Genomic DNA, 14015 nt, shown 5'->3' with positions numbered 1-14015 from the left:
AAATGGTAACAATACAAAAGGGAGGTGTTTACCATGGCTAAAAATAAAAACGAGAAGAAGAAAAAACAAAACAAACAACAAAATAAACCTGAAACTGGAAATCCGAAGCTAGATGGTCCGAATTTTCCTGCTACATAAAGTGAAACTTTAATCGGTGGGGGTCTTCTCACCTAGCTTCCTTAATTTCTCTTACATTTCAATTGAAACTGTATAAAAAACGTCGATTCATTCATGTAATCAATTAGTCCCGCCTTCCTATAAAAGGGCGGGACTTTTTCTTATTATATCATGAAGTCATTACTCTTTTGAAAAAAGCGATTCAATGTGGAAAAAATATGCACTTGATGTTGTTTTTGTAGAAACCATTCTGTAATATCAACTTCTTCTTTCGGTTCCTCGAACAAAAACAACGCCTCAGTATCCACTTTTTGATGGAACCAATCTTTCTCTAAGCTATTTTGATGCAGAACAATTGAAAAAGCATCCCTTAACCGCGGTGTATCTTTCTCTTTTGGAATTGTAAAATACTGCTCGTAATCCATTCTTGACCCTGTAGGGAATGTTCGCAAGGAAAAATCATAAAATAACCCTTCATATTCAGGATGAAATAATAACCACGCCAAATTTTTCCCCAGTTCTATACGTTTTTGTAGCTTTTCAAATTGATAAACCGAAAAGCCATACAGGTTCCCTTTTCTTGTCGGGAAAATTACAGCATTAAAATGAAAGAGTTCTTGAAATTTAAACGGTAAAGTTTGAAATACGTGTTTTTGAAAATATGTGTGTTCAATAATCGGTTTTTGAATCTTATTTTGTTCATTAATAATAAGTGCTGTAATAAGACGTGTGAGATCTCTTTTATTCCAAAAATCTTTCCATTCCTTCTCCATAAAAATAGATACGTTAAAAAACTGTAATAAATGAAAAAGGGGTCTAGTCATTTTCTTACTGTACTCGTATAACAACAATTGTGGGTATGCATCTGAAAAAATAAGCCAATTTGCACTTTCATAAGTAAGGAAGAGTTGCTTTCTCATTCTTTCAGATAAAATATTCTGATAGTATCTTCCTGCTAAATCTGTCATATTCCACCCAGAATTTCTCGAAACCATACTCGCCAAAAATGACCACTGGATTTCTTTATTTCTCAAGTAATATTCTTGATAAGTATGTGTACGTGAAATATTATCTATATTTGCTAGAGCTGTCTGTTGTTTAATATGCGCTATTAAGTGTTTCTCTTCTATTGTACAAGAAACCCCACTGCGCTCTCTATTTATTTCCTCGTACTCATTCTGCATAAGCATACATGAATCACCACATCTCTCTTGAAAAAAATCGCATCTTTTTTGTTTTTTTTGATATAATCACCTTTGTAAGTAATTCTAGGTAAGTTGGAGTGGACAAACTATGACCATTCGTTATCCAAACGGAAAAAGGTATAATCAAGCATTACAACCTCAAAAAACACAATTTAAAAAACATACTTATGGCAATAGAGGTATGTCTCTTGAAGAGGAACTAAATGAAACAAATCAATATTATTTAGCCCATAATATTGCATGCGTACATAAAAAACCCACCCCTCTTCAAATTGTAAAAGTGGATTACCCCGCTCGAAGTGCTGCAGTTGTGAAAGAAGCTTATTTTAAACAGCCTTCTACAACGGACTACAACGGTGTATACAAAGGAAAATACATTGACTTCGAAGCGAAAGAAACAAAAAATAAAACAAGTTTTCCACTGCAAAATTTTCATCTTCATCAAATTAAGCATATGGAACAAGTAATAGCTCATAATGGAATTGCATTTGTTATTATTAAATTTACGCTTTATGATGAATTTTATTTACTCGATGCAAAACATGTCATTTCATTTTGGAATCGCCAAGATGCTGGTGGACGCAAATCGATTAAGAAACAAGAAATTGAAGAGCATGGATACTTGTTATCATGCGGTTATCACCCTCGAATTGATTATATTCGTGTACTAGACATGGCTTATTTTTCGTGATAGAGTCAACAATAAGGCTCTTTTTTCGACTTTTGGGGAGAAAATGAAAGGTAGGAGAAAGTATAATGTCAGAAAATTATCGTTCTCGTACAGAACGAAAACATGCACAACATCAACAACAAGAAAAAAAACAAACGGAGAAACCAAAGAAAAAAGGTTCCTTTTTCAAGAAATTTTTAATTGGTTGCCTACTTCTTGGCACTGTTGGTCTTATAGCTGGAGTTTCCGCTTTTTTTGTAATGGTAAAAGATGCTCCAAAGCTAGATAAAGCAAAACTTGTCAATCCGCTATCAACTAAATTTTATGATAAAGACAAGAACTTCTTTTATGAATATGGTGCCGAAAAGCGAACGAATATCACTTACGATCAAGTTCCAAAAGTGGTAGAAAGTGCATTCCTAGCGACCGAAGATGCTCGATTCTATCAACATAATGGAATCGACTTTAAACGTACAGGAAAAGCAATTCTTGAAAATGTTACAGATGGTTTTGGTTCTCAAGGTGGTAGTACAATTACCCAACAGGTAATTAAAAACTATTTTCTAACGATGGAAAAAACATCAAAACGTAAAGTACAGGAATGGTATTTAGCTTATAAATTGGAGCAACAATATTCCAAACATGAAATTTTAGAAATGTACTTAAACAAAATCAACCTTGGTAATCGCTCTTATGGAGTTGCAACAGCAGCAAGCAACTATTATGGAAAAGAGTTAAAGGATCTAAAATTACACGAAGCAGCAATGCTCGCGGGCTTACCACAAGGTCCAAATATTTACGATCCGACAAAAAAAGAAAATATTGATCGAGCAACAAAACGTCGTAACGTTGTATTAACATTAATGAATCGACATGGCTTTATTTCAAAACAAGAAATGGATGAAGCAATAAAAATCCCTGTAACAGAAGGACTTCTTCCATCTAAAGAAGTAACCGAAATGCCTTATCAAGCCTTTTTAGACGCAGTTGTAAAAGAAATCGAGAAAGAAATGCCCGATGTAAATATTGGATCTGACGGATTACAGATTTATACAACACTTGATACAAAAGCGCAAGAATATGCTGAAAATATAATGGATGGTGACATTATTAGCTATCCAAACGATCAATTCCAAGGCTCTTTCGTATTTATGGATACAACAAATGGTGAAGTCCGTGCAATTGGTGCAGGACGTAAAGAAAGCAAAACAACATTTAAAGGACATAATATGGCCATTGATTTAAAACGACAAGTTGGTTCTACAATGAAACCAATTTTTGATTACGGTCCAGCTATTGAGTATATGCAGTGGTCAACATATCATCAGTTAAACGACTCAGAATATACATACTCAAACGGTAAAAAGATTCGAAACGCTACAAACAGTTATAAAGGTGACGTTTCCATGCGTGAAGCATTGAAGAAATCTTTAAATATTCCTGCTTTAAAAACCGCTCAAGCAGTCGGCTTAAATAAATCAAAAGAATTTGCCGAAGGACTTGGTATGACATTCAAGAATGGTGAAGTATATGAGTCAACTGCAATTGGTAGTAATGACAGTTCTCCATTAGATGTAGCCGGCGCATATGCAGCATTTGGTAATGATGGTGTTTACAATAAACCTCATTTCGTAACAAAAGTTGTCTTTCCTGATGGAAAAGAGAAAGACTTTAAACCAAAAGAAAAGCGAGTAATGAAAGATTACACAGCATACATGATTACTGATATCCTTCGTGATGTTGTAAAACCAGGTTCTGGTGGAACAGGTCCAACAGCATATGTTCCAGGATTCGATGTTGCTGGTAAAACAGGAACCCAAAACTACGATGCGTCAGTAATAAAAAAATACGGTATCCCAGCGGATGCCAACAGAGATAGTTGGTTTGCAGGATATACACCACAATATACAATGGCTGTATGGACAGGTTATGAAAAAGATAGCTCCGAAAACTATATAGGCGATAAATCAACAAGAATCGCTCAACAAATGTTTAAAGTAATGATGAATAAATTTGCTACAGATAGATCTCGTTTTGAACAGCCTTCTTCTGTAGAACGTTTAAATGAAGAACTCTATGTAAAAGGTACGAAAAAGGATGCTGTTAAGCAAATCAAAGTAGATCCACCAACTGGTGTAACACCATCCTATGATGCGGCCTCTAATACGATTACACTAAGCTGGTCTGGTCCTTCAGATGCTTCCGCCTACACCGCAAGTTATAAAGCAAACGATGGTTCTAGTGGTAGCCTATCCGTAAGCGGCACAAGTGCCTCACTTGGCGGAGTGAAACCAGGTGTAACTTACAGCTTCTCAGTAGTAGCGAAAAAAGGAACAGGCACAAGTAATGCGGCTGGCGTATCCTTTACTGTTCCTGGAGAGAGCGATGAAGCCAAGAAAAAGGCTGAGGGAGAAGCTAAGAAAAAAGCTGAAGAAGAAGCCAAGAAAAAGGCTGAGGAAGAAGCCAAGAAAAAGGCTGAGGAAGAAGCCAAGAATAAGACTGAGGAAGAAGCCAAGAAAAAGACTGAGGAAGAAGCCAAGAAAAAGGCTGAAGAAGAAGCCAAGAAAAAGGCTGAGGAAGAAGCCAAGAAAAAAGCTGAGGAAGAGGCTAAGAAAAAGGCTGAGGAAGAAGCTAATAAAAAACCAGAGCAACCTAGTCAGCCTGAGCAACCTGAGCAACCTGAGCAACCTGAGCAACCTGAGCAACCTGAGCAGCCAGAGCAACCTGAGCAGCCAGAGCAACCAACAACAGGTGGTGGAGAGATTCATCCACCAGGAAACGGTAATACAACACCATAATACAAAAAAGAAGTCGCCTTCCTCTAACGAGATGGTGACTTCTTTTTTTGTATGGTTCTTTTTGCATACAGCTTTTCTATTTCTACATACAACTGTGCCAATTGAATATAGGAATGATAATGATTTGGTTGCTCTGTAATAAATGAATAACGTTCCATAAAGTTAATCGGTTTTATCTGTAGCTCATCAATATTGTTTTTAATATCCTTTAACCCTGATACTGGTTGTCCATTTAACCAATATAAAATCGATAATAAATGAGCTGCAAAGTGAATCATTGGCTTTCTTGCTTCTTTTCGCTTTCGATTCCGAAAAAATATCGAGATATCCTCTTTTTTGTCTTTCCATATATCTAACACTGCTGGAATACTCATTTCTATTTCATTCCATGGCTCATATTGTTTTTCTATATCAAATAAGAAATAATGGCCTTCTAACAATTGTACAAAAGATTGATCTGTATGATATATAATCTTGTCTATATCCCCTTCAAAAAAGGGAATACATCGAAACTCATCCGGTATTTGTACGACTTGTTCCATCTTTTTTACTTCCCCTTCATTCTCTTCTTGCCTTCGCGGCACACTTCTAGTAGCCGACATTCTTCACATTGCGGCCGCTGTGCTTTACAATGATAACGTCCAAAGAAAATCATCCGGTGATGCGTAACTCCCCACTCTTCCATTGGCACTTTCTTCATTAATGTTTTCTCTACCTCTAGAACGGAATCTTTCCAACGGCAAATAGCCAAGCGTTTACTTACCCGTTCCACATGTGTATCAACAGCGATAGCTGGGATGCCAAATGCTACAGAAACAACTACATTTGCAGTTTTTCTACCGACTCCTGGTAGTTTCGTTAATTCATCACGATCTTGTGGTACCTCTCCATTATAGTCTTCAAGCAACATTCGACATAACTTTTGAATATTTTTCGCTTTGTTTCGGTACAACCCAATTGAACGAATATCTTGTTGCAACTCTTCTAAAGACACATTTAAATAATCTTCAGGTGTCTTATATTTTTGAAATAAACTTTTCGTTACTTTATTTACAAGGACATCTGTACATTGTGCAGATAATGCAACCGCAATTACAAGTTCAAATGGATTATCATGATTTAATTCACAATGTGCTTCTGGATACATTTCTGCCATTGTATCTAAACAATAACGAATTTGTGTCTTGTTTAACATACCTTTCCTCCTATATCACTGCTCTAACCAATTATAAAAGGGCACTTTCCCTGTATATTTTGTCTCTTGTTTTGTTATCTGCTGCGAGCGTTGTTGATTTTCCCTAAATTTCCGCCCTTGATCTTGCGCTTGATCAACCGTCTTAATCCCATTCTTTTTCCACTCAAAGAGAATACGATCAATATATCGAAAATTAAGTTTCCCACTCATTACAGATTCTCGAAGAGCTGCTTGAATTAAATTCGGATGATGTTGATCTTGATCTTGCCACATCGCTAATGTTTCACATTCAAAAGGCGATAATGGTCTCCCAAATTCCCGTTCAAAAATTGTATATAAATTTACTTGAAGTTTCTTTTGTTCTTCTTTCTCTTCTTCTATTGTTTCATTCATTAAAAAATGCAAGATTTTTTCCCAAAGTGGTTGTAATGAATAACTTTCGCACATCATCGCTTCAGATTTTTGACTACCTTCTAATGCTAAAAAGCCTTTTTGAATTAAAACTTGAATGATCTCCATACATTTCATTTCTGATATTGTCATTCGTTCTGCAATTTCTGAAGGAGTTGGAAAAGAATTGCCCGATTCTAGAAAAGTATGCACATGGAGTACAACCATAAATTCCATCTCATTTAAGCCTAATTTTTTATAATGCATCATAAGCAATTTTGGAATTGCGATGCTGCCTTGTTCAAACCATTGTAACATCATTTTTTTCTTCATGACCATACACCTCGCTCTCTAGTATAACATACCTACTATGATTTCCTTTTACCACAATTCGTCAAAAAACCTCCCTATAGATAGGGAGGTCATCTTCATTTGTTCAAAGTAACTTACGTGGTAAAAATGAAAGCAATTAGCTTTTTAAGCCTGTACTTTACTTCTCATAAACGTATTAATTCGCTCTAACGCTTTCTCTAATTGTTCAAGAGATGTCGCATAGGATAAACGAGCATTGTTTGGAGCACCAAATCCTGTTCCTGGAACAAGAGCTACTTTCTCTTCTTCTAACAACGCTTTTGCCCATTCATCAACTGTTTCGTATCCGGCTAATGCTACAGCTTCTTTTACGTTCGGGAATAAATAAAACGCACCTTGTGGTTTAATACAAGTGAAACCAGGAATTTGAATTAATTTATCATAAATAATGTTTAACCGTTCTTCGAATGCTTGACGCATCATTTCTACAGGCTCTTGTGACCCCGCATATGCAGCAATTGCACCGTATTGAGCAATTGAAGTAGGGTTTGACGTACTATGACTCGCTAAGTTCGTCATCGCTTTAATAAGCTGCTTATTTCCTGCTGCATAGCCAATGCGCCATCCTGTCATAGAATGTGATTTAGATACACCATTAATAATAAGAGTTTGTTCTTTTAATGCATTAGAAAGCTGAGCAATTGAAGTATATTCCACGCCACCATAAACTAATTTCTCATAAATTTCATCAGAAACGATTAAAATATCGTGTTCTAGACATACTTCCCCAAGCTGTTGTAATTCTTCTTTGCTGTAAATCATCCCTGTTGGATTGCTCGGTGAATTAATAATAACAGCTTTCGTGTTCTCCGTAATTGCTCCGCGTAGCTGCTCTGGCGTAATTTTATACTGGTTGTCTTCTAAGCCTTCTACATAAACTGGCTTACCACCAGCAAGCTTTACTTGCTCAGGATAACTTACCCAATAAGGAGTTGGAATAATAACTTCATCTCCTTCATCAAGTAACACTTGGAATAATGTATAAAGTGCATGCTTCGCACCATTACATACAATAATTTCAGTTGAATCATACGCTAATCCTTGATCGCGAGTAAATTTCTTCGCAATTTCTTGTTTTAATGTTGCTAATCCACCAGTTGGTGTATATTTCGTATGTCCTTCTAACATTGCTTGATGTGCAGCATCCATAATATGCTCTGGCGTATTAAAGTCAGGTTCTCCTGCCCCTAATCCAATTACATCATGGCCTTCAGCTTTTAATGCTTGTGCCTTTGCTGTAATTTCTAAAGTTGAAGACGGTGTTAAAGCAGCTACTCGCTTTGCTAATTTCATTTGTGGTTTCCCCCTGTATCTATTTTTCAATGCTGTAATATCCAGCATATTTCCCATCTTGAAATTCTAGATAATAATACGTATAACGACCTTCTTGATCAATATATGTAATTTCCCACAACGGAACATCGTTTTCAGCACCTAATTTTACCTTTACCAATTCTTTTGGCTTGCGTTCCCCAGCCACAATTTGTAAGGCTTTCTTTTCAGAAATGCCCTCGTTCTTTTTACGTACTAGAACATTCCCTTTTTTCTCAGGTACCCAAACAATGGTTTGTTCTCCTTTTTCATCTACACCTTGTACGACTGCATATGAAGATTTTCCGTTATAATAATCAACAGTTTTTACCTTTGTAAGCTTTGCTTTTTCTTTTGCAATTTCTACAACTTTTGACTCTTTCGGAATTTTCTTTTCCATTGTCGCATTATAAACATGCACCCCATATAATACAATGGCAACGATAACGATAATGATGGCAAAGATCCACTTTTTCATTGTATCACTACGTTCTGTATATCGTAAATACTGCTGTTTCTTTTTCGTTTTCGTCTAATGCCAACCCGAACATGAGGTCCTGTTCTTTTAAAGTGCGGTTCAAACTATCAACAATTTTATATAAGTCAGACGAATATTTAATACGCGTCGTTGATAGCACTTCGATTTTCTTCTCCATGAAAACTCCTCCGTTACACAAAAATTTCTAATTATAGAAGAACGCAATGCGGTTACAATAAGAGTACATTCTTTACAACCCCTGCTTCATCACCCATCTATTATAGCAGGACATGTTCAGCAAAAAAAGGTTTCAAATTGAAAACCGAAACATTTGTATACAAGAAGTAAGAAAAAATAAATTTCCTCCTACCCACATTTCATGCCTGAAGTACGTCGTACTTCAGGCATATTTTTTTCTCACTCACTTTTTCCGTTTTATTCTTCTAAATGATCCAACAGTTCTTCTAACGGTCCTTCATAAAGAGGAACATTTGGAATAGACTGCATAAATCTTTTTCCGTAGAAAGAGTTGGTTAAACGACGATCTAACACAAACACCGTTCCAGTATCCGTCATTGTACGAATTAATCGACCAAACCCTTGCTTAAAGCGAAGAATCGCTTGCGGAAGTGCCAGCTTTGTAAATACATCTTCTCCTTTATTTTTCAGCCATTCACTTTTGGCTTCCAGCATCGGCTGATGAGGCGGTGTAAATGGTAACCGAACAATAACGAGACAACTTAATGCATCTCCAGGAATATCAATACCTTCCCAGAAACTACTGGTTCCTAACAAAATAGCTTTATCAAACTCTTGAAATTTCCGAACTAAACGACTCCGACTACGATTATGAACACTTTGTGTTAGTAATACAAATCCCTCTAATTCATCTGCTTGTTTTAAGTGTGTATATGTTTCCTTTAACATTTCATAGGATGTAAATAAAACGAGCATTCGCCCATTTGTTGCTTTAGCAATCTTCATAATATGATGTGATATTTCCCTTATATACACATCCTCGCTTACTTGCTTAATAAGCGGAACATCAGTAGGAACCATTAACTTTACTTGTTCCTCATAACGAAACGGCGATGGAACTGTTAATGTATCTGGTGCGAAGTCATGTAATCCAAGTTGTTCCTGCATATAATCAAATGTATTATTAACAGTTAACGTCGCCGAAGTAAAAATAACGCTTCGCTTTTTTGTTAAAAACTCATCCGCAAATCTTTCTCCTATATGGACAGGTTGTGCATATAGCACAGTAGAATGAATTGTACCTTTCGTTTCCGTTTCCATCCATGTCACATACGCTATTTTTTCTAATATAAGCAGCTGCAATGAGTCGACCATTTTGCGCAATAATTCAATCACATGCAAAAATTCACCTGTAACAACATGCATCTCCCATTCGATTTTACTTTGTAATAAATCCCCCTGTTGCTCTAGCACAGTAAGTATTTTTCTCAATTCGTATACAAAGCGATTTGTTAACTCGGCTATACTTCTCCATAGCTTTCCATCCTCTTGATCCGCGTTATATCGATAAATAAGCGGCATATTATTTGCCCCTTGTTCTTGCTTTGTTTGCTGAAATATAAATGTACGTAACATTTGAAATAATTCATCCGCATCGAATTTGATTTCCTTCAGCCTATGACTCACCATTCGAAAAGTTGAACGCGATGAAATTTGTGATTTTTTCATTAATTCATACACCTTCGATAGCAGATCATCCGTTTCTAACGTACCAAAGCGCGATAAAATCAATTGAAAGTACATGCATGAAAACTGCTCTCCAAGTGTCCTAGTCGCTGTTTCTTCAATGTGATGAGCTTCATCAAAAATAATATGCTCACATGATGCTAAAAGTGGATCTTCACTAACAAAGTCTTGAAATAGTAATGCATGATTTGTAATAACAATATCTGCAAATAACGCTTTATTTTTTGCCCGTTGATAAAAACAGCGGCTAAACCAATTGCTTTGCATGCCACCTGGGCTATATGTATCACTACAAATACGATCCCACAGTAACTTCCCGCCTTCTGGAATATTCAGCTCGTCACGATCGCCAGTCTCCGTTTGCAGTAACCATACTAAAATTTTTGCTTTCGTAAGCGCAGCATCATAGTTCTTCTCTTCTTCTTGCAATGCATATTCAAATTTATGTAAGCAAAGGTAGTGTTTTCTTCCTTTTAAGAGAGCCACTTCGAATGGAAATGGTAATATACTTTGCAATAAAGGAATTTCATTTTCAATCATTTGTTGTTGTAGCTGTACTGTTTGCGTACTAATAACAACCGTCTCTTCTTTTTTCTTTGCAAAATAAATACTTGGAAGCAAATAAGCCAATGTCTTCCCTGTACCTGTTCCTGCTTCAATTAATGAAAAACGAGAATCTCTTAACGCTGTATATATTTCCTTCATCATTCGCTGTTGACTTTCTCTTTTTTCAAAAGTTGGCATCTTTAGCTCAAGTTGCTCCATTGACTTGTGTAAAAATGCATCAAATTTAGATGAACAATCATCACCAATTACTAATGAATAATTTCGTTTTCGAAGCGCAATATTTCGATATACTTCATATTCCTTTGCATCTTCTGTACCAAGCATCACTTTATTTAAAATATTTTCTGAAATGATATTCGCTATATTACTTTGGAATACATCGCTTAGCTCATATAAAGATTGTAATGTGACAAGCGGTAGTTTTTCTAATTGATTTAGAAATTGTAAAAATAATTCTGCTGTCACAAGAGCATCGCTATCCGCACGATGCGGTTGATCATGTTCCAATTCATGTTTTTTTGCTAAATCACGCAATTTATAGCTATCAGCTGTCGGCAATAAAATTTGTGCCAATTCAACCGTATCAATTTTTGGGCAGTTTACTTCTCCATATCCAGCCTGTTTTAATTCTTCTTTCAAAAAATTCCAATCAAAGTGAACATTATGTGCAACAAAATAAGCACCATGTAATAGTTCGGCTACCATCGGCGCTACATCGCAAAATAGCGGGGCTTGTTTCACGAGATTTTCATCAATCCCTGTTAGTTCTGTAATAAATGGGGGAATCTCTCTCTTCGGGTTAACAAAAGACGAAAAAATTTCCAATATCTCTCCATCTTCTACTACAACAGCTGCAATTTGTGTAATTCTGTCCTTCCCATCTTTCCAGGAGTTCCCTGTCGTCTCTAAATCAACAACGACATAACGCTTACTCATATGTAACACCTCAATTTCTTACCCTTTCAAACAACAAAAATTCATATATTGTTACTATACCACGTTTTATATCATCTTAATGAAAAGATGTACAAAATGAAATGATTTCGTTTCAAAATAAAAAAGCTATCCCATAAGGAATAGCCTTTCTGCTTATAAAACTGTACCTGCTTTTTCAGCACCTAACATTTCAATAATTTGATTGTTATCATCTAACACCGCAATTTTTGGTACTTGTTGATATACTTCTTCTGCCGCTACGAGACCGTAACAAATAATAATCACTTTATCTCCAGGTTGCACAAGCCTTGCAGCTGCACCATTTAAACAAACAACGCCGCTACCACGTTCTCCTTTAATCACGTACGTCTCTAAGCGTGCTCCATTATTATTATTTACAATTTGTACTTTTTCATTTTCTACAATCTCCACTGCGTCCATTAAATCTTCATCAATAGTAATACTACCTACATAATTTAAATTTGCTTCCGTTACGGTCGCGCGGTGTAACTTTGCTCTCATCATTGTGCGAAACATAGATGTCTCCCCCTTATTTAACCGTTAATGTTATATTGTCAATTAATCGCGCATTCTCAAATTTAACCGCAATCGCAAGAATAATTCTCCCTTGAATTGTTTCTAATTCTGTTAAAGTTGGATACGCATATATGTCTGCATAGTCAACAATGCCATTTGTATGTTTTTCAATGTATTCTTTCACTAGGCTTGTAACAACTTGTGGATTACGTTCTCCCTCTTCAATTTGTTCTTTCGCTATACATAAACTACGATATAAATGCGGCGCTTCCTCACGTTCTTGTTCTGACAAGTATACATTGCGAGAGCTTCTTGCTAATCCATCCTCTTCCCTTACGATATCGACGGGTACAATTGTAATCGGTATATTAAAATCACTTACAAATCCTTCTATAACAGCTACCTGCTGTGCATCTTTCATACCAAAATAAGCACGAGTTGGCATTGTAATATTAAATAGCTTCATCAATACAGTCGCAACACCTGCAAAATGAACTGGTCGTTGCTTGCCGCATAATACGTCTGTACGCTTTACAACTTCAACCTTTGTTGTCTGCTCTGCAGGATACATTTCTTCTACGCTCGGATAAAATAAATAATCAACACCGGCTTCTTTTGCTACTTTCTCATCCCTCTCAATGTCTCGGGGATAGCGATCTAAATCTTCATTTGGTCCAAATTGTAATGGATTTACAAATACGCTTAAAATAACGACTTCATTTTCTTCCCTTGCTTGACGTAATAAAGTTGCATGCCCCTCATGTAAGTATCCCATCGTTGGAACAAAACCGATTTTTTTATCACTTGCACGAATTTCTTTAGCAATTTGCTGCATCTCTTGCACTGTTGTTACAATTTTCATCACTGTTTCCCTCCGTATAATGCGAGGCACTCTTCTTCTTTCATTGTGAATGAATGTTTCTCTTCCGGAAATTGTCCTGCTTTTACTTCAGCAACATATTGTGAAATTCCGCGTACAATTTCTTCTTGAACTGACGTATATTGTTTCACAAATTTTGGAACACGCTTCACTCCATACGAAATGAGATCATGATAAACAAGTACTTGACCATCTACTTTACGACCTGCACCAATACCGATTGTAGGAATTGTCAGCTGCTGTGATACAAGCTCTGCTAGTTGCATTGGTACGCATTCTAAAACGATTGCCATTGCACCAGCCTCTTCACATTTCTTAGCATCTTCTAACAGTTTCTTTGCACTTTCAGCATCTTTTCCTTGCACTTTATAGCCACCTAATACGCCTACAGATTGAGGTGTTAAACCAAGATGGGATACAACAGGAATTCCTGCATTCGTTAAGAAGTGAATGATTGATACTACCCCATCCGCTCCTTCTACTTTCACTGCGTGCGCTCCGCTCTCTTGTACAATGCGGCGTGCATTATGCATCGTCTCTGACAGTGATACATGATAAGACATAAACGGCATATCTGTTACAATAAAAGTTTCCTTCGCTCCGCGGCGCACTGCTTTCGTATGATGAATCATATCCTCTACCGTTACAGGAACTGTGGAATCATATCCAAGTACAACCATTCCAAGAGAATCCCCAACTAAAATCATATCGACTTCAGCTTCTTCTGCTAACTTAGCAGATGGATAATCATACGCAGTAAGCATCGTAATTGGCTCACCTTTCTCTTTCATTTTCAAAAAATCTGTTGTCGTTTTCAAAAACTACTCCTCCTTT

The 14015-nt window shown here is 36.5% G+C and carries 13 protein-coding genes; 2 read left to right on the top strand and 11 right to left on the bottom strand.

Annotation, left to right across the window (positions count from 1 at the left end):
- Positions 1-281: 281 nt before the first annotated feature.
- Positions 282-1307 carry a DUF2515 domain-containing protein gene (locus tag J4P91_RS02080; protein WP_207992741.1) on the bottom strand — a complete coding sequence of 342 codons (1026 nt, stop codon included), beginning with the start codon at positions 1305-1307 and terminating at the stop codon, positions 282-284.
- 103 nt (positions 1308-1410) lie between these two features.
- Between J4P91_RS02080 and recU the strand changes: the two genes are divergently transcribed.
- Together recU and J4P91_RS02070 are read left to right on the top strand one after the other, a co-directional pair.
- Entirely contained in the window at positions 1411-2013 is a 603-nt protein-coding gene (recU, locus tag J4P91_RS02075) for a Holliday junction resolvase RecU (RefSeq protein WP_017152481.1), read from the top strand.
- A gap of 65 nt (positions 2014-2078) precedes the next feature.
- Complete coding sequence (locus J4P91_RS02070) at positions 2079-4790, top strand: PBP1A family penicillin-binding protein (protein WP_207992740.1); 2712 nt, start codon at positions 2079-2081, stop codon at positions 4788-4790.
- A gap of 23 nt (positions 4791-4813) precedes the next feature.
- Here J4P91_RS02070 and J4P91_RS02065 read toward each other — a convergent pair whose 3' ends face one another.
- The 10 genes from J4P91_RS02065 to panB all read right to left on the bottom strand — a co-directional run bounded on the left by J4P91_RS02065 (position 4814) and on the right by panB (position 13999).
- Positions 4814-5332, bottom strand: coding sequence for a YpoC family protein (locus J4P91_RS02065; protein WP_207992739.1), 519 nt, complete (start codon positions 5330-5332; stop codon positions 4814-4816).
- A 5-nt stretch (positions 5333-5337) separates the two neighbouring features.
- Positions 5338-5985 carry an endonuclease III gene (gene nth / locus J4P91_RS02060; RefSeq protein ID WP_006094317.1) on the bottom strand — a complete coding sequence of 216 codons (648 nt, stop codon included), beginning with the start codon at positions 5983-5985 and terminating at the stop codon, positions 5338-5340.
- A gap of 15 nt (positions 5986-6000) precedes the next feature.
- Positions 6001-6708, bottom strand: a complete 708-nt coding sequence (gene dnaD, locus J4P91_RS02055; protein WP_207992738.1) for a DNA replication protein DnaD — start codon at positions 6706-6708, stop codon at positions 6001-6003.
- 144 nt (positions 6709-6852) lie between these two features.
- Positions 6853-8040 carry an aspartate transaminase AspB gene (aspB, locus tag J4P91_RS02050; RefSeq protein WP_207992737.1) on the bottom strand — a complete coding sequence of 396 codons (1188 nt, stop codon included), beginning with the start codon at positions 8038-8040 and terminating at the stop codon, positions 6853-6855.
- A 19-nt stretch (positions 8041-8059) separates the two neighbouring features.
- The gene (locus J4P91_RS02045; RefSeq protein ID WP_207992736.1) at positions 8060-8536 is read right to left on the bottom strand and encodes a cell wall elongation regulator TseB-like domain-containing protein; all 477 of its coding nucleotides are present in this window, start codon (positions 8534-8536) and stop codon (positions 8060-8062) included.
- Between the two features lie 7 nt (positions 8537-8543).
- A complete protein-coding gene (locus J4P91_RS02040; RefSeq protein WP_000412180.1) occupies positions 8544-8714 on the bottom strand; it encodes a YpmA family protein in 171 nt (56 codons plus the stop codon).
- Positions 8715-8971: 257 nt separating this feature from the next.
- Positions 8972-11764, bottom strand: coding sequence for an ATP-dependent DNA helicase DinG (gene dinG, locus J4P91_RS02035; protein WP_207992735.1), 2793 nt, complete (start codon positions 11762-11764; stop codon positions 8972-8974).
- Between the two features lie 153 nt (positions 11765-11917).
- A complete protein-coding gene (panD, locus tag J4P91_RS02030) occupies positions 11918-12301 on the bottom strand; it encodes an aspartate 1-decarboxylase (protein ID WP_207992734.1) in 384 nt (127 codons plus the stop codon).
- Between the two features lie 13 nt (positions 12302-12314).
- Complete coding sequence (gene panC, locus J4P91_RS02025; RefSeq protein WP_207992733.1) at positions 12315-13163, bottom strand: pantoate--beta-alanine ligase; 849 nt, start codon at positions 13161-13163, stop codon at positions 12315-12317.
- A complete protein-coding gene (gene panB, locus J4P91_RS02020; RefSeq protein WP_207992732.1) occupies positions 13163-13999 on the bottom strand; it encodes a 3-methyl-2-oxobutanoate hydroxymethyltransferase in 837 nt (278 codons plus the stop codon). Before panB ends, panC begins: the two co-directional genes overlap by 1 nt.
- Positions 14000-14015: the final 16 nt, after the last annotated feature.

It is taken from the genome of Bacillus sp. XF8 (assembly GCF_017498755.1).
Taxonomy (GTDB): Bacteria; Bacillota; Bacilli; order Bacillales; family Bacillaceae_G; genus Bacillus_A; species Bacillus_A bingmayongensis.
This window is presented reverse-complemented; position numbering and strand designations above follow the sequence as displayed.